Genomic DNA, 22124 nt, shown 5'->3' on the forward strand with positions numbered 1-22124 from the left:
ACCCTCGTGAAGCCGTTCGACCCGCGACTGCTGCGTCTCCTGCCCCACGCCCGGAAGGAGGTCGCAGCAGTCGCGTTCCCGGTGGTCCTGCAGGGTGTCGTGGCGGTGCTGCAGGCGCTGGCGGTGGCGTGGCTCGCCACGGCGGTCACGGCGAGCGTGTACGCCACCCTCACCGGCCAGCCCACCCCGCCCTCGGGCATCCCGGACGACCCCGACCCCACCCTGGGTGAGATCGGTCCGTTCGTCGTCCCCTCGGGGTTGTCCACCGGGTCCGATGCGGGGAGCGTGACCTCCCTGCTCGCGCCCGCGGTGGCGGTGGCGGTGCTGCTGGCCGTGCGGGGCCTGTTGGCCGGGTGGGTGCACCACCGGTCCGCGGTGGCCGGCGCCCGGGTGGCTGCCGAGCTGCGCCGGGCCCTGGCTGCCCGGTGGCTGGCCGGAGGACCGGGCCGGTCGAGCACCCAGCTCACCGCCGGGGTGGGTCAGGTGGAGCCGTACGTGGCCAGCTTCCTGCCCTCGTTGGTGGCGGCCGGCGCCGTGCCGGTGCTGGTGTGGCTGACCCTGGCGTGGGTGGACCTGTTCAGCGCGGTGGTGGTGTTGCTGACCCTGCCGCTGCTGCCGCTGTTCGCGGCCCTCATCGGCGCCTCCACGGCGGACGAGACGGCCAAGCGCTGGCGGGCACTGGACGCCTTGGCGGGGCACTTCCTGGACGTGATGCGGGGGCTGCCCACGCTGGTGAACCTGGGGCGTGCGGAGCAGCAGGTGCGCACCATCGAGGAGGTCGGCCAGCGGCACCGCAGGGCCACGGTGACCACCTTGCGGACGGCGTTCCTGACCACGGCGGCCATGGAGCTGCTCTCGACCATCTCGGTGGCCATCGTGGCGGTCTTCGTGGGGCTGCGTCTGGCGCATGGTGACATCGGCCTGATGGTGGGGCTCGCGGCCATCCTCCTGGCCCCCGAGGCCTACTGGCCCGTCCGCCGGGTGGGTGCCGACTTCCACGCGGCGGCCGACGGGGTGGAGACGCTCGATGCGGTGCTGCCCCTGTTGGAGGAGCCGGTGCGGCAGGGCGCCGGGGGCGGGCAGACCGGGCCCGCCGACCCTGCGATGCGCCACGCCACCCTCCACGCCGGCGGTGTGCGCCACACGCACCCGGACGGACCCACCGTGCGGCTGGCCGAGGACTGGTCGCTCCCGGAGACGGGGCTGGTGGCGGTCACCGGTCCGTCGGGGGCGGGCAAGTCGACCCTGCTGTGGCTGCTGGCCGGCCTGCTGGATCCCACGGAGGGCCGGGTCACCGCACCCCGCTCGCACCTGGTGACGCAGCGCCCCTACCTGCCGCGGGGCGGTGTGGAGGCGGCGCTGCGCATCACACCGGCCGCGGCCGACGCCTCCCCCGACCGGCTGCGCGCCGTGGTGGAGCGGGTGGGGCTGCTGACCACCCTCGAGCAGCTGCCCGAGGGCTGGGCCACCGACCTCGGCGACGACGGCCAGGGCCTCTCCGCCGGCGAGCGCGCGCGGCTGGGTCTGGCCCGCGCCCTGCTGGACGACGCGCCCGTGCTGCTGCTGGACGAGCCGACCGCCCACCTGGACACCGCGACCGCCGAGCTGGTGCACCGGGTGCTGCTCGAGGAGTCCACCCGCCGACTGGTGGTCGTGGCGACGCACCGGCAGGAGCTCGCCCGGGTGGCCGGGTGGCACGTGGGGGTCGATGCGGGGCGCGTCGCCCTGCCGGAGCCGGTCGCCACCACGCCTGCCGTCACCGCGCCTGCCGTCCACCCAGCCTCCACGGCCAGCCCGACCAGCCCCACCAGCCCGCCCGGCCCCGACGCCCGGGCGAGCCGCGCTGACGAGGCGGGGCTCGCCGCATCGGCCCGCGGGAACAAGCGCCTGCCGGTGGTGACCACCACGCCCAAGCTGTGGCGCGCGGCCCTGGTGGGTGCGCTGTCGTCGCTGGCGGGGGTGGCGCTGACCGCGACCTCCGGCTGGCTGATCGTGCGCGCCTGGGAGCAGCCGGTGGTGCTGATGCTCATGATGGCGATCGTCGGTGTGCGCACCTTCGGTCTGGCACGACCGGTGCTGCGCTACGCCGAGCGACTGGACAGCCACGACGTGGCGCTGGACCAGCTGGCCGGTCGCCGCGCGGAGACCTACCGGCGCCTGGTGCCGCTGACCCCGGCCCGCCTGGGGCGCCGGGGCCGCGCCCGCGTGCTCACCGGGGTGGTGGCGGATCTCGATGACGTGGTGATGGCCGCGGTCCGCTGGTGGGTGCCGCTGGTGGGCGCCTTGCTCACCGGGCTGGTGGCAGCGGCGCTGTTGGCCGTGCTGTCGCCGCTGATCGGCGCCCTGGTGGCGCTGCAGACGCTGCTGGTGGTGGGCGGTTCGGCGCTGGTGGAGCGGCAGGTGGCCGGGGCCCAGCAGCGGGAGCTCGCCGCCCGCGGACGGGTCTGGGAGGCGGCCCACACGGCGGCGGACCGCTCCGACGAGCTGCGCGCCGTCAACGGTCAGGACACGGCCCTGCAGGCGGTCACGGCGGCGGACCGCGACGTGGTGCGGTGGGTGCGTCGCCGCGCCGCCGGGCAGGCCGTGGTGCGCGCGGCGAGCTGGCTGCTGGCCGGCGTGGTGGTGGCGGTGGCGGCGGTGATCGCCCCCTCGGCGGGGTGGAGCGGGCCGTTGGTGGCCCTGCTGGTGCTCACGCCGCTGGCCCTGGCCGACGTGCTGGGCGGGGTGCCCGATGCGGTGAGTGCCCACTCCCGCGCCCGGGTCGCCACGGGGCGGCTGGAGGCGCTGCTGGGTCAGGAGCCCGCGGTGGCGCAGGCGGGGGGCCAGGGCGCCACGGCGCCCGTCGTGCCCGGCGCGGCTGGCGCGTCCGTCGCCCCCGTCAGCCCGAGCCCGCAGGTTGCCCTGGACTCCCTCGTCGCGCGCTGGACGCCCGACGCCGAGCCCACCGTCGACGGCCTGGACCTGGATCTCGCCCCCGGCACCCGGGTGGCACTGACGGGGCCCAGCGGCGCGGGCAAGTCCACGGTGCTGGCCGTCCTGGCCCGGCACCTGGACCCCGCTGGCGGCGCCTACACCCTGGACGGCCACGACGTGCTGGACCTGCCGCTGGCCTCCACCCGCGCCACCGTGGCCCTGCTGGACGACTCCCCGCACGTGTTCTCCTCCACCCTCCGCGAGAACCTCCGCACCGCCCGCCCGGGCGCCAGCGACGCCGAGCTCGAGTCCGTCCTGGCCGATGCGGGGCTCGGCACCTTCCTGGCCGAGCTCCCCGAGGGGCTGGACACCATGATCGGCTCGGCGTACCGGGCGGTCAGCGGAGGCGAGCAGGCCCGCATCGGACTGGCGCGGATCCTGCTCTCCGAGCGGCCGGTGGTGCTGCTGGACGAGCCCGTGGCGCACCTGGACGGACCCACCGCGCAGGCGGTGATGAACCACCTGGGGACGGCCACCGAGGGCCGCTCGGTGGTGCTGGTGAGCCACCGGACCGAGGGCCACCAGTGGTGCGACGCGCAGGTGCGGCTGGAGCGCCCCGCACTGGTCGCGTCACGGGACTGACCACCCGGCGATCCATCAACGACCCACGGCAGTACTATGGGGCGTCGTGGCCAGCACCGGCCACCGAGCACCGTGGGAGACGATCATGCCGAACACCGCATCCGGGCTGGGTGACCTCGAGCAGGCCATCATGAACCACCTCTGGGACACCCCGGCACCGCAGGCCGACGGCTTCACGGTGCGCGACGTCCACGAGACCCTCGGCGCCGACCGCGACATCGCGTACACCACGGTGATGACGGTGATGGACCGTCTCTCCCGCAAGGAGTTCCTCGCCCGCACCAAGCAGGGCCGTGCCTACGTGTACCGGGCCGCCACCTCCCGCGAGGGCTTCGTCGCCCGGCTCATGCGGGAGACCCTGGGCGACCTGCGCCCCACCGACCGCCGTGCGGCCGTGCTGGCCTTCGTGGACGACGCCGGTGCCGACGACGTCGCCGCCCTGCGCGAGGCCCTGGACCGCCTGGAGGGCGCTGCCGGCTGACCGGCACCGGCGCCCCGTCTCCCGGGACGCCACCTCGCCAGGCGCGATCCGTGACCCCGGCGATGCGATGCGGTGCGCCGTACCATGGAGCCGATGTCCCCCACCCTGGTCCTCGCGGCGCTCGCCGTGCTGCTGACCCTCGTCACCCCTGCCCTGCTGCCCAGGGTCCCCGGCCTCCGACGCACGCCTGCAGCCGGCCTGCTGCTGTGGCAGGGCTGCGCGCTGGGGGGCTTCTCCGCCATCGTCCTGCTGCCGGTGGTGGCCGCCCACGAGTTCGGGGGGCTCTTCACCGCCGACCGCACCGTGCACCCGTGGATGGTCTGGGCCGCCGTGGCCCTCTCCCTGGTGCTGGTGGGCCGGCTGCTGCTGGCCGCCCACCGGGTGGGCACCGACCTGCGGACGCTGCGCCGCCGCCACCAGGAGGCCGTGGACCTGCTGGACCCGCGCCACGGTGACGGCGACCGGCTCCGCGTCATCGATGCGGACAGCCCGGTGGCGTGGTGCCTGCCCGGCCGGCGCGCCCGCATCGTCATGTCCCGGGCGGCACTGGAGGGACTGGCGCCCGACCAGCTCCACGGCGTCTACCTGCACGAGCGCGCCCACCTGCGCCACCGTCACGACCTCGTGGTCGAGTTCTTCACCGTGATGGACGCCGCAGTGCCCTCCCGCCTGCGGCACCCCCGCGCACTGGCCGAGGTGGGGCTGATGGTGGAGCTCCTCGCGGACCAGGCCGGTGCCCAGGAGGTGGGGCCGGTGACGATGGGGCGGGCGCTCGCCCACCTGGCCACGGGGCAGCACGCGCCCCGGCGGGACGTACCGGAACCGGTGGGGTCGGGCGCCGGGGGCGCAGTCTCGCTCCGCGCACCCTCGGGCGGGGTGGCGCTCACCGCCGGAGCGGGCCCGCTGCAGTCGACGGTCGTGCGGGTGACGGCGCTCCAGCAGGCCGGGCGACCCCATCGGGTCCAGGCGCTGCTGGTGACCGCCGCGGCGTTCGTGGTGGCCCTCGGGCCGGGCGCGGTGGCCGCCGCCTCGCTGCTCACGGGGAGCTGAGACCGGGCGCGGGTCAGCCCACCCGGACAGCTCCCCCGCCCCGTGCCATACCGGCCAGCGCCCACTCCAGGGCGATCACGTCGTCGAGCAGTCCGTGACGGTGGTGGTCGGGGACCACGTCGTCCTCGCACACGAAGAAGTCGAGTGCGGCCAGCAACAGGCGGACGCGGGTGAGGCGGAGCGTGCCCTGCTGCTCGTGGGTGGGCCCTCCCCGCGCCACCTCACGGGCGTGCTCGCGCACCCACCCCGTGCCCTGCTGCACCGCGGCGGCCAGCCGGGCAGCGGGCACGCCCGGGGGCTGGTCACCCGGGAGGGCGGCCAGGTGCTCCTCGGCGAGCACGCAGAGCCGCTCCATGGCCGCGGGGTCCTCGGCCACCGCGGCACTGCGGGCACGGGCACGCGCGAAGGCCGCCGATCCCACCACGCGCGAGAGCAGCGCGTCGTGCAGCACGTGAGGCCGAGGGGTCATGGGCGAAGGCTAACCCCGCGGGTGTCGGTGGCGGCGTCTAGGCTGGGGCCACTGATCGCGGTCGCCGCTTGCCGGGCACCCCGCCCGGTGGCGCCCGCGGACACTGGACCGAAGGACCGACTCGACGGACGTTGGAGGAACCCTCATGGAATGGGGAGCACTGGAGTGGGTCGTGGCCCTCGTGCTGCTGGCACTGGTTGTGGGCATCGTCTGGTTCATGACGCAGGGCGGAGCGGTGCAGGACCGCCTGTCCGGCCGTGGCCAGGAGCACCCGGAGATCGATGAGGGCGACGAGTACCTCCGCGACGAGGAGGGCTCGCGCTACGACGCCGGGGGGCAGGACGCCACCGAGTTCGCCGACGACGAGGACGACGACACCCGTGCGGGTGCCGGTGCGGCGGGCCGGTCCGGGCGACGTGGTTCGCGCGACCGGGGCGCCCGGCCGGGTGGGACCGCCCGGCGCAAGAGCACCACCAGCCGCGAGAAGCCGTCCACGGAGCACCAGGCCACCGACCTCTTCGACCAGGAGAGCGAGAGTGCGGCCAAGGGCACGGCCCGTGCCGGTGCGGCCGGTGCTGGGGCCGCGGGCGCTGCGGCCGCCTCCACGACCGAGGCCGGCGCCCACGCGCTGGGCGACGAGGACGAGGCCACCGACGCCGTCGTGGACCCGCAGGAGACCGCTGTCACCCACGAGGTGGAGAAGGACGCGCAGAGCTCCTCCGGCCCGCTGGGCTCGGTCACCGACAGTGACGCCGAGGTCGAGGCCGGCACCGTGGACGAGGGCGACCTCGGCGCGACCGCCGCCACCGCATCCACCGCCGCCACCGATGAGGCCGACGCGTCCGACGAGGCGACCGGCACCGTGGACGCGGACGAGGTCGACCGCGTCGAGGAGGTCGACACCGCCTCCGACGACCCGAGCGACATCGAGGCCGGCACCAGCACCGACCCGGGTGAGCTGCACAGCATCGAGGCCGAGGACCCCGACGACGTCGCGTTCCCCGGTTACGAGGAGCCGGCAGAGAGCCTCACCACCGCCGAGGAGGACGAGGCGACGCCGGTGCACGACCACGAGCACCTGAGTGACTTCACCGGTCCGGGCTCGGACGGCTCCGACACGCTCCCCGCGGGCACGCCCGAGCAGGAGACCGGCTGGGCGGACGACCAGGAGGTCGTCGACGAGGTGGACGGTGACGAGGACGCCTCCACGGACGACGACGTGCAGCCCGCCACCGGTGCGCCCGTGGTGGACCCCGGCACGGTGGACGCCCCCGAGGCCGACTTCCCCGCGGACGACGAGGTGCCGCACGTGGAGCCGGCCCAGGAGGAGGTGCCGGCCGACGAGGACGCCGACGCACAGGACCTCCCGGCCGAGGACGACGCCGACGAGTACGCCGCGTCCAGCAGCGCGGTGACCGCCACCTCCACGCAGGAGTGGCTGGGTCGCGGTGAGGTCCCGGCCGACATGGACACCGACGACCTGGACCCGTACTCCGCCTGGCAGCAGGGTCGGTGAGCATGGTCGACCTCTCCTCGCTCCAGCCTGCCCAGGCCCTGGGGCCGCTGGACGGGCGGTACCGGCGGCAGGCGGCTCCCCTCATCGACCACCTCAGTGAGGCCGCACTCAACCGGATGCGGCTCCACGTGGAGGTCGAATGGTTGCTGCACCTGACCGACGCGCGGATCTTCGACGGCATCGAGCCGCTGGACGACACCGAGCGGGCCGGGCTGCGCCGCATCGTGACCGACTTCGATGGCGACGACGTTGCGGCGCTGGCGGAGATCGAGCGCGAGACGGTGCACGACGTCAAGGCGGTGGAGTACCACCTGAAGGCGCACCTGGCGCAGGTGCTGGCCGGCCGCGGCGAGGAGCAGGTCGCGCGCACCACGGAGCTGGTGCACTTCGCGTGCACCAGCGAGGACATCAACAACCTGTCCTACGCGCTGATGATCGCCGGTGCGGTGCGCGACGTGTGGCTGTCCGCCGCATCGGGTGTGGTCGACCAGGTGGCCGCGATGGCGCGCGAGCTGCGCGACGTGCCGCTGCTCTCGCGGACGCACGGGCAGACGGCCACGCCGAGCACGATGGGCAAGGAGCTCGCGGTGCTGGCCCACCGGCTGGGGCGGCAGGTGCGCCGCATCGAGGGTGCGGAGTACCTGGGCAAGATCAACGGCGCCACGGGCACCTACGGGGCGCACGTGGTGGCGGTGCCGGGTGCGGACTGGCCGGAGCTCTCGCGGACCTTCGTGGAGCACCTGGGGCTGACGTGGAACCCGCTGACCACGCAGATCGAGAGCCACGACTGGCAGGCCGAGGTGTACGCGGACATCGCGCGCTTCAACCGGGTGCTGCACAACCTCTGCACCGACGTGTGGACGTACATCTCGATGGCGTACTTCGCGCAGGTGCGCGGGCAGGGCACGGTCGGGTCGAGCACGATGCCGCACAAGGTGAACCCGATCCGGTTCGAGAACGCCGAGGCGAACCTCGAGGTGAGCAATGCGCTGCTGGACGTGCTGGCCTCGACGCTGGTGACCTCGCGGCTGCAGCGGGACCTGACCGACTCCTCGATGCAGCGGAACATCGGTGTGGCGCTGGGGCACTCGCTGCTGGCGCTGGACAACGTGCGCAAGGGCCTGGACGGGCTGGATGCCGTGCCCGAGGCGATGGCCGCGGACCTCGATGCGAACTGGGAGGTGCTGGGCGAGCCCGTGCAGTCCACGATGCGGGCGCTGGCCGCGCAGGGCGTGCCCGGCATGGAGCAGCCCTACGAGCGGCTCAAGGAGCTGACCCGCGGGCGCCGCGTGGACGGTGACGCGATGCGGGAGTTCATCCGTGGGCTCGGGCTGCCGGCCGATGCCGAGGAGCGCCTGGTGGCGCTGACCCCGGCGGGGTACACGGGGTTGGCGTCGCAGCTGGTGGACCACCTGGAGACCCCCAGCGAGGCGTCCCGCAGGGGCTGAGTGGCTGTTGCGGGGCGTCGCCCCGCGGGTGTGGCGTTGCGGTCGCCAGGGTGACCACAACGCCACACGTCTGCCGTCAGGCCGCCGGGCTCCCACCGGCCCTTTTCGTTTTTTTCGTTTGAGGCTAGTGTGAGGCCATGCCCGCCACCGATCGCACCCCCCACACGGTCCTTCCGCCCGCCGACCTCGAGGCGATGCTGGACCTGTCGACCTTCCTCGACCACCAGACCGAACCGGCCGCTCTCCTCGGCCCCGACGGTCAGACCGTCCCCCTGCCGATCGAAGCCTTCGAAGTTCTTCGAGATGTGGCCGAGGCGATGCGACAGGGTCGTGGCATCACGGTGGCGCCCGTTGATCAACTGCTGACCACGCAGGAGGCGGCAGACTTTCTCGGCATCAGTCGTCCCACCTTGGTCAAGCTGTTGGAGAGCGGGCGAATCGCCTTCGAGCGACCCGCAGGCGGCCGACACCGACAGGTACGCCTTGCAGATGTCCTCGAGTACCAGCAGAGCCAGCGCTCGCAGCGTCGTGTCGCCTTGCAGGGGATGACTGCCGAAGCCGTCGAGGCAGGCCTCTATGACGATGCGTCCGCGGACTACACGGAGGCGCTGGCAACGGCCCGGCGCGGAAGGACGACCGGCAGGTCGAATCAGTGACGCGCTTCACCGCGCACCTGGACGCCTGCGTCCTCGTCCCCATGGCCCTGGCGGACCTGCTGCTGCGCTTGGCTGAGCGCGAGCTGTACCGGCCCCTGTGGAGCACCGAGATACTGGATGAGGTGGTGCGCGCTGTCCACGTCGTGCACCCCAGCCTGCCGGACGGCCTGGTGGAACGACGGGTGAAGCAGATGGACACCGCGTTCCCGGACGCCTCTGTCACTGGCTGGGAACACATGGTGGGATCGCTCGGACTGCCGGACCCCGATGCCGAGCACGTCGCCGCGGCCGCCATCGTGGGGCGAGCCGACCTGATCGTCACCCACAACGTCAAGGACTTCCCCCCGGCAGTGATGTCCGGGCTCGAGATCGAGGTGCAGACCCCCGACACCTTCCTGCTCAACCAGCTGGACCTCGCCCCCCGGGCTCGTGATGGACGCCTTGGGAGACCAGTCCACATCGAGCCGCCGGCCCTCTCTGACGGTCGAGGAGCTGCTCGAGCGCCTGCATCGGTGCGGCGTTCCCGAATTCGCGGCGGCAGCCCGCCGGCAGCGTTGGCGCCTCCCGTGACGTGTGGCGTTGTGGTCGCCAGGGTGACCGCGACGCCACACGCCAGGGTGGCCACCACCTCGTTGCCTCAGCGCTCCCGACGCCGGGCCCGCCCCTGCGGCTCGTAGCCACGGGCCAGCAGGGCATCACCGAGCAGCTCCGAGGCCCGTACAGCACGCACCACCAGCGGGATCGCAAAGCTCTTCACCGACAGCCCCCGCCCCCGAGCAATGCGAGCCTCGTTGGTCGCCTGCGCCGCCGCCACCATCAGCGGCACCGAGCGCACCGCCATCGAGACCACCAGCCCCCAGTGGTCGGTGTCCACCCCCAGCCGCCGCAGCGGTGACAGCACCGCCTGCAGCACCCGCATCATCGCCGCCACCGGCGTGGTGAGCGAGACCGTCCACGCCAACACGATCGCCGCCCCCACCCGACCCACCGCGCGCAGGGCGTGCTCACCATCGACGAACACCCACTGCACCAACCCCAGCACCACCGCCAGGATCAGCACCATCCGCAGCGGCAGGCGCACCGCCTCCCACGGCAACCGCGCCGAGGCCAGCACCAGCAGCGACACCGCGAACGCCCCCAGCGCCACCCGCCAGTCCCCTAGCAGGTACATGCCCAGCGTCGCAACCGCCAGCCCACCCACCTTCCACCCCGCCGGCAGCCGGTGCAGCCACGAGTCCCCCGGCACCGCCACGCCGATGGCGCTCACGTCATCAGCCGCTCGTAGAAGGGAATCGCTACGTCCGGACGGTCGTCACAGACCACACGCCCCTCATCGAGCACCACCACCCGGTCCACCGTCTCGATGAGGTCCAGGTGGTGCGTCACGAGCACCACCTGCTGCTCGAGGGCCATCAACTCTGCGGCCACCCGGCGGCGGTTGCGCAGGTCCAGCAGGGTCGTCGGCTCGTCGGCCACGAGCACCCGCGGCCCGGACATCAGCACCGCCGCGAGCGCCAACAGCTGCTTCTGCCCCCCGGAGAGCAGGTGGCAGGGGTGGTCCGCGTGCCCCTCGAGCCCGGCGCGCACCAGGGCGGCGTGCACCGCATCGGCCCGCTGTTGCGACGACCACCCCCGGCGCGCGGCGGAGAACTCCAGGTCCTCGGCCACGGTGGGCATGACGATCTGGTGGTCGGGGTCGCTGAACAGGAACCCGACCTCCCGCCGCACCTGCCGCGCGTGGCGGCGCACGTCCCGGCCGCCGACCTCCACCCGCCCGGCGGTCGGCCTGTCCAGGCCGATGATGCAGCGCGCCAGCGTGGACTTGCCCGACCCGTTGGCCCCGATGAGGGCGACGCGCCGCTCGGTGAGTTCGAGACTCACACCGTCCAGGGCGGTGCGGCCCTGACGGGTGAGGGTGACCTCCTCGAAGCGGATCACGGGGCCGCGCGTCAGCGGTCGGCCGGCAGCGTGCCCGGCAGCGCACGGGCCACGGCGGCGATGATGACCGCGGCCAGCGCCGCCTTCAGCAGGTCACCGGGCACGAACACCGCGGCGCCCAGCTGCCAGGCCTTGTCCCACGGCATCCCGGTGGCGAGCTTGAGCCACGGCACACCCACGGCGTAGAACACCGGCAGCCCGGCCAGGCCCGCCACGAACAGCCACAGCCCCACCATCCGGCCACCGCGACGCAGGGCCACCCGCGCCAGGGCGCCGATCACCACGGCACCCAGCACGAAGCCCACGAGGTAGCCACCGGTCGGGCCGGTGAGCACGCCGAGGCCACCGGTGCCGCCAGTGGCAACGGGCAGCCCGATGGCGATGAGCGCCAGGTAGATGAGCACCGCCGCCGCCCCGGCCCACGGCCCCAGCGCCAGGGCCGCCAGCGTGACCCCGAGCGTCTGCAGCGTCACCGGCACCGAACCGCCGAAGACCAGCAGCCCCGGCACCACCGCGAGCGCGGCGATGAGGGCGGCGAACACCGCCACCTGGGCGCCGGTGCGCACGGTGGACTCGGAACGGTCAGCGGCAAGGGCGGCGTCGTGCATGGAGGGTCTCCGTCCGGGGGGCTGGGAGGCTCGCGGTGACCGCCCCCTCGGGTCACCGGCGCGTCATTCAAACACGGGCCCACCACCTGCCCACGCACACCCGGTGCAGGAGGTACCGGGTGTGCGTGGACGGCCCAGCGCCCGGGTGGTGCCGCACGCCATCGGTCACCCCCGGCCCAGTACCGTGGCCCCATCATGGCCGAGTCCTCCCGCCCCGCCCCCGAGACCGATCCCCGCGGCGCCCCCGGGAACTCGTCCACGCCCCGGATGCCCGCCGAGCCGTCCACGGACGCACCCGAGCGCCCGGCCCCCGCGCGACCGTCCACCGACCGGGGCATGTTCGCCGCCGTGGCCACGGTCCTGCTCACCCTCGTGGCGCTCCTGGCCGCACTCCTGGTGGAGGCCGGTCCGGCCCCCGCCGTGCTCACGGCCATCCCGGCCCTGGGTGCGTGGGCGCTGGCCATCCCCCACGCACTGAACGACCTGCGGGCCTCGTGGCGTTCGGCGCTGTGGCTCCCGGTGGCCGCCGGTGTGCTCTCGGCGGTGCACGGCATCGTGGAGGTCGCCACCACGGGCTCCACCACGGCGTTCGTGGGCACCACCGCCGCCGCGGCCGTGCTGGCCGTGGTGCCGTGGGCGATCCGCTGGGCCCGGGGGCTGCTGTTCCTGCGCCTGCTGCGCATGCGGCGCACGCTGGGGGTGACGGCCACCCGCATCGTGGAGTCGGGCGGCACGCGCCGTCGGGTCACCGTGCCGCGCGCGCAGCTGAGGCCGGGCGATGAGGTGCTCGTCCCCGCCGACACGGTGGTGCCCGCCGACCTGCTGGTCACCGACGGGGAGGGCCTGGTCACGCTGCAGCGCCTCACCCACCGGGCGGACGCGCACCCAGTGATCCCCGGCGACGTCGTGGTGGCCGGCGCGGTGCCCCGCAACACCCTGGTGGGCACGGTGGTGCGCGCCGGTGACGACACCGCCATCGCCCGCGTGCTGCTCCCCGCGCAGGCCGCACTGCGCCAGCCGGCCGGGCCCGTGCTGCCGGTCCCCCCGGCGCCCGACGCGCCCGTGCCCACCGGCTCCCCCTCGCGCCACGGGCAGGGTGCCGGGCCCCGCCTGCCCATCCACCGCACCACCGACGTGGCCGGGTGGTGGGCCGTGCCGCTGGTGCTGGGCATCGCGGCCGTGGTGGGCCTGGTGCACGGCCTGCTGACCGATGCGGGCGCCGGCGCCCGGGTGGCCACCGCCGTGCTGCTGGCCGCCTCCCCGGCCGCGGTGCTGGCGGCCGTGCCCACCGCCCTGCGCGCCGCCACCCTGCGCGGGGCGCTGCTGGGCCTGCGCATGAAGGGCGCCCGCCCGCTGCAGTCGGCGCGGGACATCGACCTGGCGCTGGTGGACCCCTCATCGGCCATCGCCACCGGCCATCCGCGGCTGGTGGAGGTGCTGCCCATGCCCGGGCTGGACCCCGATGCGGCGCTGCTCGCCGCGGTGTCCGTGGCGCAGGAGGCCGAGGGCCCCATCGCCCGCGCCCTGTCCAGCGCGGCCCGTGCGCGTTCGATGACGCCGCGCCCCATCGCCGACCGGACCCTGCGGGGGGCGGGGATGACCGCGCGCATCAAGGACATGGAGGTGACGCTGGGCACCGAGGACCTGTTCGAGTCCATCCCGCCCAGCCTGCGCCCGGAGCCGGACGACGACGCGATCGTCACCTACGTGGGGTGGGGCGGGCGCCCCACGGCGATGCTGCGCTTCCGCGACCGGCTGCGCCCCGGTGCCGCCGAGGAGGTGCAGCGCCTGCTGCGGGCCGATGTGGTGCCGCACCTCATGTGCGCCGAGCCGGCCGCCGTGGCACGCCGCATGGCCGACCGGGTGGGTGTGCACGACTCGGAGGTGACCGGCGGGCTGGACGACGCGGGGCGCGTGGCGCTGGTGCAGGAGATGCTCGATGAGGGGCACCGGGTCGCGCTGCTGACGCGCGCCACCCCCGATGAGGCGGCGGTGCACGCCGACCTGGTGATCGCCCCGACCTGGGCCGACGAGGAGAACCGCGTCCACGCGCAGGTTGAGACGGTGCGCCCGGAGATGGCCGCCATCGCGGATGCGGTGAGTCTCACCCGCCACACCGGTGCGGTGGTGGGGCAGAACGTGATGCTGGTGGGCGCCTACCACGTGATCGCGCTGGTGGTGGTGGCTGCGGGCTGGGTGCCGCCGGTGGGTGCTGCGGCGCTCTCGCTGGTGCCGCTGGCCGGGGTGCTGCTGGGCAGCCACCGGGTGAGCGTGGGCACTGGCACCCGGGTCTGAGGGGCCGCCCCGGGGCGGGAACTGGAACGGCCCCCGACGCGATCTGCGTCAGGGGCCGGTCCGAAGAAGTGCGCGTCAGACGGTGACGGGGCCGTTCTGCGTCTGGAAGGTCACCGAGAGCAGACCCGGGGTGCCGTTGGGGGCCACGAAGTCGAAGCCCACCTCGGGCTCCCAGTCCTCCCGGTCCGTACCCGGCTCACCGGACAGGCCCAGCCACTCGCGCACGCGGTCCGGGTCACCGGCCACCTGCAGGCTGGTGAGCGTCGCGCTCGACGGACCCACCTCGGAGGGGTGCTTCTGGCCCTCGTCCCAACGCAGGAAGAAGGGCAGCTGCGGATCGGCAATGAGCCCCTTCACGCCGATCTGGCGCCAGGTCAGCTCCGTGCCGTCGGGGCGGTGGCGGTTGCCCAGCACCGAGTCACGCCCCAGGCGCTCCTCCACCGGCGACAGGTCGTCCATGGAGACCACCCAGCCGAGCCAGCCTCCGCCGGCCTCGCTGCGCGCCTTCACGGCCTGACCGAAGGGCACCTTGTCCGTCACCGGGTGCTGCAGCGGCTCCACGACCTCCACCCAGCGTCCGTCTGCCAGGGGCAGCACCAGGTTGCGGGTGCCGAAACGGGGGTGGTGGCCGCCGTCCACGACCTCGGTGGCCAGGAGCTCACCCAGGCGCGCGGCAGCAGCATCCAGGCCCTCGGGGCCCGCAGCGAAGGAGACGTGGTCAATGCGCATGGCGACATGGTCGCACGGGGCTCCCCGCGTTCTGAATTCGGGTCAGCCGAGGCGCTGACGCACGGCCTCGTAGACCACGATCGCCGCGCTCGTGGCGACGTTCAGCGAGTTCGCACGCCCCACCATCGGGATCCGCACCCGGTGGGTCGCCCCCTCCAGCGCCGATGCGGTGAGCCCCGTCTTCTCCGCCCCCACCGCAATCGCCACGGGCCCGGCCAGGTCCACCTGCGTGTGCAGCTGCTCGGTGTGCGGCGTCGTGGCCACCAGGGCCACCCCCCGCGCCGCCAGGAGGTCCAGTACCTCGCTGGTCGATGCGGAGGCCACCGGCACCGAGAACACCGTCCCCTTGGAGGCCCGCACCACGTTCGGGTTGCCCCAGTCCGTCACCGGGTCCGCCGCGATCACCGCATCGACCCCCGCCGCATCGGCCGTACGCAGGATGGCGCCGAGGTTGCCCGGCTTCTCCAGGTGCTCGGCCACCACGTACAGACCCGCCCCGTCCGGCTGCGGCAGGTCCGCCAGCGCCACCCCGGGGGTGGGCACCACAGCGAGGAAGCCGTCCGGCCCCTCCCGGTAGGCCGCCTTCTCGAACACGGCCCGGCTGAGCGTGACGATGCCGGCACTCCGTTGCGAGGCCAGCTCCACCACGTCCTGCTGGGCCGCGGGGTCGGCCATCAGCTCCTCGCAGAGGTACAGCTCCCGCGGGCGCACGCCACCGGACAGGGCGATCTGCAGCTCCTCGTAGCCCTCCACCAGCGTGGACCCGGTGGCCTCCCGCGCCCGGCGACGGCGCAGGTCGCGCAGCGCCTTGATGCGGGGGTTCGCCGGGCTGGTGATGTGCAGCGGGGCACTCACCGGGCCAGCACCTCCCGGACGCCCTCGAGCCCCCGCAGCACCTGCGCCAGGCCGTGGTCGTCCACGTGGCCGGTCACCTCGTCGGCCGCCGCGATCACCTCGGCCGGCGCCTGCCCCATCGCCACCCCACGGGCCGCCCAGTCGAGCATCTCCAGGTCGTTGCGCTGGTCGCCCACGGCCAGGGTGTCGCCCGGCTCCACGCCCAGCCAGCGGCGTACGCCCTCCAGCGCCGAGGCCTTCGAGACGCCCTCGGGCGCCAGGTCCAGCCACGCGGTGTAGCCCACCGAGTAGTTCACCCCGTGCAGGCCGATGTCGTCGATGGCGTCGAGGAACTCCTGCTCGGTGCCGCCGGGGTCGTGGAAGGTCAGGCGCGTGACCGGCTCGGAGCCCAGCTCCTCCCAGCTGGCCAGGGTGAGCTCGCCCTGCAGCAGGTCCTGCGGGAAGCCCTCACTGATGCGGTGACCCACCCCGATCACCTCGGCCGCCACGAACGCCCCGGGCAGGTGCTCGCGCAGCAGCGCCAACGCCGGCGCGGGGTTGAAGGTCACCTTCTCCACGATCTCGTGGCCGTCCGGCAGGTCCGGGTGCAGCCGCACCACCACCGCGCCGTTGGAGCACACCAGGTAGCCGGTGGTCAGCTCCAGCTCCCGCGCCAGCGGCAGGGTGGCCATGAGCGTGCGCCCGGTCGCGATGACCACCGTGTGGCCCGCCGCGGAGGTGGCCAGCACCGCATCGCGCACCGGCGGATGCAGCACGCTGTCGTAGTCGATGGTGGTGCCGTCCAGGTCGAGGCAGACCATCAGCGAGCGCGTGGCGCCCACCGCATCGGGGCTCATCGGGCGACGGGCGTGATGACCTCGAGGCCACCCAGGTACGGACGCATCGCCTCCGGCACACGGACCGAGCCGTCGGCCTGCTGGTGGTTCTCCAGGATGGCCACCAGCCACCGGGTCGTGGCCAGCGTGCCGTTGAGCGTGGCCACCACCTGCGTGCCCTTGCCCCCGGCCACGCGCTCACGGGTGCGCAGGCGACGGGCCTGGAAGGTGGTGCAGTTGGAGGTGGACGTCAGCTCACGGTGCTTGCCCTGCGTGGGCACCCAGGCCTCGCAGTCGAACTTCCGCGCCGCCGGGCCACCCAGGTCGCCCGCGGCCACGTCAATGACGCGGTAGGGCAGCTCCATGGCACCGAGCATCTCCTTCTCCAGCGCCAGCAGGCGCTCGTGCTCGGACTCTGCCTCCTCGGCGGTGCAGTAGACGAACATCTCCAGCTTGGTGAACTGGTGCACCCGGATGATGCCGCGCGTGTCCTTGCCGTGGCTGCCGGCCTCCCGGCGGTAGCAGGTGGACCAGCCGGCGTAGCGGCGCGCCCCGGCGGACAGGTCCAGGATCTCGTCGGCGTGGTAGCCGGCCAGGGCCACCTCGGAGGTGCCCACGAGGTATTGGTCGTCCTCCTCGAGGTGGTACACCTCATCGGCGTGGTTGTCGAGGAATCCGGCGCCGGCCATCACGTCCGGGTTCACCAGCGAGGGGGTGATCATCGGCGTGAAACCGTGCTTCAGCGCCAGGTCGAGGGCCATGTTCATCATGGCCAGCTCCAGGCGGGCACCGATGCCGGTGAGGAAGTAGAAGCGCGCCCCGGAGACCTTGGCGCCGCGCTCCATGTCGATGGCGCCCAGCAGCTCACCGAGCTCCAGGTGGTCCTTCGGCTCGAAGCCCTCGGCCGCGAAGTCACGAGGCGTGCCGATCTCCTCGAGCACCTCGAAGTTGTCCTCGCCCCCAGCGGGCACCCCGGGCTTCACGATGTTGCCGATGGTGCGCAGCAGCCGCTGGGCCTCCTCGGCCAGCTCGCCGGCCTCGGCCTCCAGCGCCTTCACCCGGGCGGACATCTCCTTGCCCTGGGCGGCCAGCTCGGCCTTCTGCTCCTTCGGCGCCTGCGCGATGGTCCTGCCGAAGGCCTTCTGCTCGGCACGCAGTGCCTCGAACTCCGTCTGCTTGGAGCGGGAACGCTCCTCGATCTCGAGCACGCGGTCCACCACGGACTCGTCCTCACCTCGGGTGCGCTGACTGGCGCGCACGGCGTCGGGGTCGTCACGGAGCTCTCGGATGTCGATCACGCTGCCCAGCGTACGAGACGCGCGCGTACCGTAGGGGCATGCCCTCTTCAGACCACACCACCGGACACGATGGGGTGGGCCGCCAGCGAGCGGGCTTCGTCATCAACCCCATCAAGTTCGACGACGTCGACGACGTGCGCCGCCAGATGGAGCGCATCTGTGCCGACCACGGGTGGGAGGAGCCGCTCTGGCTCGAGACCACCGAGGAGGACCCCGGCGCCGGGCAGGCCCGCGAGGTGCTGGACGCCGGCTGCGACCTGGTGATCCCCATCGGCGGCGACGGCACGGTGCGCACCGTCGCCAGCCAGCTGGTGGGCTCCGACGTCCCCCTGGGCCTGGTGCCCGGCGGCACCGGCAACCTGCTGGCACGCAACCTGGACCTGCCGGTCACCTCCCGCAAGGCCGCCCTCGACCTGGCCCTCACCGGCCGGGACCGCCGCGTGGACGTGGGGCAGGTGCGCTACTGGGACACCGACGGCGAGGTGCACGAGGAGTACTTCCTGGTGATGGCCGGGGTGGGGATGGACGCCGACGTCATGGAGTCCACGGACGACGACGTGAAGAAGCGCATCGGCTGGCTCGCCTACCTGCGCTCCGCCGTGCTGCTGGGTTACGACACCCCGGTGGCCGCCAGCATCCGCACCGACGACGACGAGCCCGTGCGGGAGAAGATCCGCAGCGTGCTGTTCGGCAACGTCGGCAAGCTGCAGGGCGGGGTGGCGGTGCTGCCCGAGGCCCGCATCGACGACGGTCAGCTGGACACCCTGGTGGTCGCCCCGCGCGGCCTCACCGGATGGGCCGGGGTGGCCGCCGGCGTGGTCACCCGCGGGATGGTCGGGGGCGACAACGTCTCGTACCACCAGAGCAGCTCGGTGGACGTCCAGGTGGCCACCCCCACCCGCGCGCAGCTGGACGGCGATGGCGTGGGGTACGTCACCCGCATCGCCGGGCGGATCATCCCCGCGGCACTGACCGTGCGCGTGCGGGCCCAGGGGTCCACCTCGTGGCGGGGCACCCGCGGGGCCACCGGCATGGGGTGGCGCCGCCGCTGAGCGACGGGCGGGCGCGTCAGGTGCGGCGCTGGCGCAGCGGACGGACGGCCTGCTCCGGGGCGTGCTGGACCTCCATGCCCCGGGCGGCGGCGACCGCCTGCTCCTCCTCGGCGGTGAGGCGGGTGGTGCCCCGCCCCTCGGTGACCGACTTGGCATAGGTCTGCGAGTGGGCCCGGCCGTTGAGGCTGGTGATGATGAGGCCGTCCCCCACCGCATCGAGCAGGGCCACCGAGAAGGACATGCGCCCACCCATGTCACCGAACGCGTCGTAGCGGACGAGCGCCACCTCGGTGAGGGCGGACTCGCTGGAGTGCTCCAGCCGCTTGAGGCGACGGTCCAGGTCGTCCCCGGTCTCGGAGAGGCCTCGCAGGGCGTTGTCCAGGCCGGCGGTGCGCTCACCCAGCTGGGTGGCACCGGACTCCAGCTGCTCCACCCGCTGGGCCTGGCTGTCCGCGGTGCCGGAGAGGGTGGTCAGGCGCTCCCCGAGGGAGGCGGTGCGCTCGTCCAGGGAACTGCTGGAGCGGCGCAGCTCGTCCACCAGGCCGGCCACCCCACCCAGGCCGCGGTCGATGGTGTCCAGCAGCTTGCGGTCGGAGGCCGCCTCCTCCACCAGGGCGGCTCGGTGCGCAGTCGCCTCGTCCAGCTCGCGGGAGACCCCCTGGCGCCACTCGGCCAGCTCCTGCTGCGAGGTGCGCAGCTCCTCCACCCCCGAGCCCGTCGCCTGCAGTCGCTCCTCGGCCGCCGCGACCTGCTTCTGCAGGGCCACCAGCCGCTCGTCCAGCCCGGCCACGTCCGAGGTCATGCGCTGCAGGTTCTGCGTGGCGTCGGTGGACACCTGGCGGATGGCCTGCGTGTCACTGGTGGCCTGCTGCTGCACCCGGTCGAAACCCTGCGTGACCTCCTTGACCTGACGGGCGGTGCGCTCGAGCTCCTGCCGCATCTGGGTGCGCGTGTGGTCGATCTCCTGACGCATCCTCGCCAGGGACTTCTCCTGCCGGGTGGCCGCGCGGTCCAGGGCGCGCTTCATGGTCACCGAGTCCACGCCCGTCCGCACGGCCGGGGCGGTGTAGCGGCGCTGCTCCCCCTGCCGGCTCGCCATGGAGCGTCGCTGCGGCCCCTGGCCGTCCTGGGCGCCGGCCCCGGCGAGCACGCGGGCAGAGATGAAGCGCTGCCGCCGCAACGAGATCACGTTGACGGCCAGCCACAGCCCGATCAGCAGGGCCAGCACCGCGCAGACGGCGGCGGTGATCAGCAGGGCGTTCTGGACAGGCTCGGACACCACCACAGGATACGCAGACACCCGCTGGGTGCCGGGTCTCCGCGCCGGAGCAGGCACGATGGGGGCATGCCGACACCCCACTTCCCCGTCACGGAGTTCCTGGCCTCGGGCGAACCGCTGGCCGTGGTGAGCCCCGACCAGGCCGAGATCGCCGCCGCAGGAGCGCGCACCGCCGACTGGACCGTGCTCCTGGCCGAGAGTCCCGACGGCTCCGACGTGCGCTCCCTGCAGGCCGGGCTGGCCGACTCGCTGGACCTGCCCGGCGCCGCCGCGGTGAACCTCGACGCCCTCGTGGACACGTTGCGCGACCTGACCGACCGGACCCCGGACGCAGCCGGCACCCTCCTGGTGTGGACGCCCACGGAAGGCATCGGACTGGAGCACGACGGGCTGGCGACGCTGCTGGAGCTGCTGGGCGACACCGCATCGGAGGGTCGCACGCCGCGGCTCGCGGTCCTGGTCTCCAGCGCCGCCCTGGTGGAGCAGCTCGAGGAGGGCGAGGCATGAGTCCGCAGGTGAACGGCAACGGGCAGCGTGGTGGCCAGCGGCCGGGTGGCCGACGCGGCGGTGGTGCGCGACGGGGCGGCATCTGGACCGCCCGGGCGATCCTGCGCATCCTGTTCGCCTGTGCCCTGGCCGCCATCGTCATCTGGGGCGGTGGGGGCATCTTCAGCGGTCTGCAGGACCGGGAGGAGGACCGTCCCCCGCAGGGCGACGAGGGCGGGAACCACGACAACGGGAGCGATGAGGGGGGCGACGAGAACGGGGGCGTCACCCCATCGAACGGCTCGGCCCCGGCCGACGCGCGCACGGTGGACGACAGCGGCATCCGCGCCTGCGGCGAGGACGAGCTGTCCGACGAGGCGGCGGACGTCATCGACACCATCGCCGAGGGCGGAGAGTTCCAGTACCCCCAGAAGGACGGGAGCACCTTCGGCAACCGCGAGGGACTCCTGCCCGACGAGGAGCACGGGTACTACGCCGAGTACACGGTGCCGACGCCCGGATCGCCCGACCGGGGCGCGCGGCGCATCGTGACCGGCGGCGACAGCACCCCGCGCGACGGCTCGACGGACCCCGAGCACTGGTACTGGACCGCAGACCACTACGAGAGCTTCTGCGAGTTCGCCGCCTGAGGGGCGCGGTCAGCGAATGGTGACCTGCCGGCTCGAGAAGCCCTCGCGGGCACGGCGCTCGTCGTGGGTGAGCGGGGCGTCCTCGCCGAGCCGCTCCTCCAGGCGCGTGGCCAGCTCACCCAGGGCGGCGTTCCACTCCTGGGCGTCGACCTGGGGGTCCACCTCGAACACCGGCACCAGCAGACCCGCCCCGCGGAAGGCGCCCAGCAGGGTGGAGTCCCCGCCGAGGGTGTGCTCGCCGGCGGCCTTGAGGCGCGCGAGCGCGGTGGTGGCCGCGTCCTCGTCGTGGGGCAGCAGCCACCGGATGTAGGCGCGGTCGCCCATGCGGCACCAGAAGGCGGAGTCCACCGCATCGAGGCGCTCGGTGGGCACGATCGCCTCGTTGGCGCGCTCCATGGAGAGCTGGCCGGCCTCGTCCAGCGCGTCACCGTCGCCGGAGACCCAGAAGCCGAAGGTCTCGTGCAGCTCCGCGGTCATCTCGGTGCTCACGAGGATGTCCTGCAGACGCGGGGTGTGTGCCATGGCCTGCGGCAGGCTGACGGTCGGCTGGCCGGGCTCGTTGGCCAGCGAGGTCAGGATCGCCTGGGCGATGTCGCGGCTCGCGTCGCCGGTGGACGAGCCGGTCTGCAGCGCGGTGAGCACGTCACCCTCGCCGCGGTGGAGGCCCGGCCAGGCCAGCGGCAGCACCGTGGCCAGCGTGACCTCGTGCTCACTGCCCGGCTCCAGCTCGGCCCACGCCGGCGCGGGCGCACCCTCGGGCAGGTCGCCCGTGGGCACCTTCACCCGGATCGATGCGGTGGCCGCCGGGATGATCTCCCGCATGGCCACCCACTCGGGCTCGTTCGGCAGCCCCTGGAAGGGCCGCGCCTCGAACGGCGCAGCGAGCAGCTTCGGTCCCTTGGCGTCGCGGTTCTTGCGACGAGATGCCTTACCCATGGGGCCGA

Annotated in this window: 21 protein-coding genes; 11 read left to right on the plus strand and 10 right to left on the minus strand. The window is 73.8% G+C overall.

Annotated features, from left to right (window positions below; translation table 11 throughout):
* The first annotated feature begins 6 nt into the window (after positions 1-6).
* The 3 genes from cydC (at position 7) to ACEY2A_RS08690 (ending at position 5086) form a co-directional block, all read left to right on the plus strand.
* Positions 7-3555: a thiol reductant ABC exporter subunit CydC gene (gene cydC / locus ACEY2A_RS08680; RefSeq protein ID WP_374928207.1), complete on the plus strand. Its 3549-nt coding sequence runs from the start codon at positions 7-9 to the stop codon at positions 3553-3555.
* Positions 3556-3640: 85 nt separating this feature from the next.
* Positions 3641-4036: a BlaI/MecI/CopY family transcriptional regulator gene (locus ACEY2A_RS08685; RefSeq protein ID WP_374928208.1), complete on the plus strand. Its 396-nt coding sequence runs from the start codon at positions 3641-3643 to the stop codon at positions 4034-4036.
* Positions 4037-4129: 93 nt separating this feature from the next.
* Entirely contained in the window at positions 4130-5086 is a 957-nt protein-coding gene (locus tag ACEY2A_RS08690; RefSeq protein ID WP_374928209.1) for a M56 family metallopeptidase, read from the plus strand.
* A 13-nt stretch (positions 5087-5099) separates the two neighbouring features.
* On the opposite strand, the gene ACEY2A_RS08695 is transcribed toward ACEY2A_RS08690, so the two are convergent.
* On the minus strand, positions 5100-5555 hold the full coding sequence (locus ACEY2A_RS08695; protein ID WP_374928210.1) for a hypothetical protein: 456 nt from the start codon (positions 5553-5555) through the stop codon (positions 5100-5102).
* 145 nt (positions 5556-5700) lie between these two features.
* On the opposite strand from ACEY2A_RS08695, the gene ACEY2A_RS08700 reads away from it, so the two are divergent.
* The 4 genes from ACEY2A_RS08700 to ACEY2A_RS08715 all read left to right on the plus strand — a co-directional run bounded on the left by ACEY2A_RS08700 (position 5701) and on the right by ACEY2A_RS08715 (position 9852).
* Positions 5701-7071: a hypothetical protein gene (locus tag ACEY2A_RS08700; protein WP_374928211.1), complete on the plus strand. Its 1371-nt coding sequence runs from the start codon at positions 5701-5703 to the stop codon at positions 7069-7071.
* Positions 7072-7073: 2 nt separating this feature from the next.
* Positions 7074-8519 carry an adenylosuccinate lyase gene (gene purB, locus ACEY2A_RS08705; RefSeq protein WP_374929987.1) on the plus strand — a complete coding sequence of 482 codons (1446 nt, stop codon included), beginning with the start codon at positions 7074-7076 and terminating at the stop codon, positions 8517-8519.
* 137 nt (positions 8520-8656) lie between these two features.
* Complete coding sequence (locus tag ACEY2A_RS08710) at positions 8657-9175, plus strand: helix-turn-helix domain-containing protein (protein WP_374928212.1); 519 nt, start codon at positions 8657-8659, stop codon at positions 9173-9175.
* Positions 9172-9852: a PIN domain-containing protein gene (locus ACEY2A_RS08715; protein WP_374928213.1), complete on the plus strand. Its 681-nt coding sequence runs from the start codon at positions 9172-9174 to the stop codon at positions 9850-9852. The genes ACEY2A_RS08710 and ACEY2A_RS08715 overlap by 4 nt, the downstream gene beginning before the upstream one ends.
* On the opposite strand, the gene ACEY2A_RS08720 is transcribed toward ACEY2A_RS08715, so the two are convergent.
* From ACEY2A_RS08720 to ACEY2A_RS08730, 3 genes are read right to left on the minus strand one after another with little or no spacing between them, the layout of a single operon-like run.
* The gene (locus tag ACEY2A_RS08720; protein ID WP_374928214.1) at positions 9813-10442 is read right to left on the minus strand and encodes an energy-coupling factor transporter transmembrane component T family protein; all 630 of its coding nucleotides are present in this window, start codon (positions 10440-10442) and stop codon (positions 9813-9815) included. The genes ACEY2A_RS08715 and ACEY2A_RS08720 overlap by 40 nt on opposite strands.
* Positions 10439-11113: an energy-coupling factor ABC transporter ATP-binding protein gene (locus tag ACEY2A_RS08725; RefSeq protein WP_374928215.1), complete on the minus strand. Its 675-nt coding sequence runs from the start codon at positions 11111-11113 to the stop codon at positions 10439-10441. The genes ACEY2A_RS08720 and ACEY2A_RS08725 overlap by 4 nt, the downstream gene beginning before the upstream one ends.
* Before the next feature lie 11 nt (positions 11114-11124).
* Positions 11125-11721 (minus strand): biotin transporter BioY, encoded by a 597-nt coding sequence (locus tag ACEY2A_RS08730; RefSeq protein ID WP_374928216.1) that lies wholly within the window; start codon positions 11719-11721, stop codon positions 11125-11127.
* Positions 11722-11916: 195 nt separating this feature from the next.
* Here ACEY2A_RS08730 and ACEY2A_RS08735 point away from each other — a divergent pair, with 195 nt between their 5' ends.
* On the plus strand, positions 11917-14016 hold the full coding sequence (locus ACEY2A_RS08735) for a hypothetical protein (protein ID WP_374928217.1): 2100 nt from the start codon (positions 11917-11919) through the stop codon (positions 14014-14016).
* Positions 14017-14091: 75 nt separating this feature from the next.
* Here ACEY2A_RS08735 and ACEY2A_RS08740 read toward each other — a convergent pair whose 3' ends face one another.
* From ACEY2A_RS08740 to serS, 4 genes are read right to left on the minus strand one after another with little or no spacing between them, the layout of a single operon-like run.
* Positions 14092-14745, minus strand: a complete 654-nt coding sequence (locus ACEY2A_RS08740) for a VOC family protein (protein ID WP_374928218.1) — start codon at positions 14743-14745, stop codon at positions 14092-14094.
* Positions 14746-14787: 42 nt separating this feature from the next.
* Positions 14788-15600, minus strand: coding sequence for a TrmH family RNA methyltransferase (locus ACEY2A_RS08745; RefSeq protein ID WP_374928219.1), 813 nt, complete (start codon positions 15598-15600; stop codon positions 14788-14790).
* On the minus strand, positions 15597-16436 hold the full coding sequence (locus ACEY2A_RS08750; protein WP_374928220.1) for an HAD family hydrolase: 840 nt from the start codon (positions 16434-16436) through the stop codon (positions 15597-15599). The genes ACEY2A_RS08745 and ACEY2A_RS08750 overlap by 4 nt, the downstream gene beginning before the upstream one ends.
* The gene (gene serS / locus ACEY2A_RS08755; protein ID WP_374928221.1) at positions 16433-17713 is read right to left on the minus strand and encodes a serine--tRNA ligase; all 1281 of its coding nucleotides are present in this window, start codon (positions 17711-17713) and stop codon (positions 16433-16435) included. The genes ACEY2A_RS08750 and serS overlap by 4 nt, the downstream gene beginning before the upstream one ends.
* Before the next feature lie 38 nt (positions 17714-17751).
* On the opposite strand from serS, the gene ACEY2A_RS08760 reads away from it, so the two are divergent.
* Positions 17752-18765, plus strand: a complete 1014-nt coding sequence (locus tag ACEY2A_RS08760) for a diacylglycerol/lipid kinase family protein (RefSeq protein WP_374928222.1) — start codon at positions 17752-17754, stop codon at positions 18763-18765.
* 16 nt (positions 18766-18781) lie between these two features.
* Here ACEY2A_RS08760 and ACEY2A_RS08765 read toward each other — a convergent pair whose 3' ends face one another.
* Complete coding sequence (locus ACEY2A_RS08765; protein WP_374928223.1) at positions 18782-20044, minus strand: DUF4446 family protein; 1263 nt, start codon at positions 20042-20044, stop codon at positions 18782-18784.
* Between the two features lie 66 nt (positions 20045-20110).
* On the opposite strand from ACEY2A_RS08765, the gene ACEY2A_RS08770 reads away from it, so the two are divergent.
* Entirely contained in the window at positions 20111-20551 is a 441-nt protein-coding gene (locus ACEY2A_RS08770) for a barstar family protein (protein WP_374928224.1), read from the plus strand.
* On the plus strand, positions 20548-21180 hold the full coding sequence (locus ACEY2A_RS08775) for a ribonuclease domain-containing protein (RefSeq protein ID WP_374928225.1): 633 nt from the start codon (positions 20548-20550) through the stop codon (positions 21178-21180). The genes ACEY2A_RS08770 and ACEY2A_RS08775 overlap by 4 nt, the downstream gene beginning before the upstream one ends.
* A 9-nt stretch (positions 21181-21189) precedes the next feature.
* On the opposite strand, the gene ACEY2A_RS08780 is transcribed toward ACEY2A_RS08775, so the two are convergent.
* Positions 21190-22116, minus strand: a complete 927-nt coding sequence (locus tag ACEY2A_RS08780) for a DUF5926 family protein (RefSeq protein WP_374928226.1) — start codon at positions 22114-22116, stop codon at positions 21190-21192.
* Positions 22117-22124 lie beyond the last annotated feature (8 nt).

The sequence above is a fragment of the Kytococcus sedentarius genome (assembly GCF_041937525.1).
Lineage (GTDB): Bacteria > Actinomycetota > Actinomycetes > Actinomycetales > Dermatophilaceae > Kytococcus > Kytococcus sedentarius_A.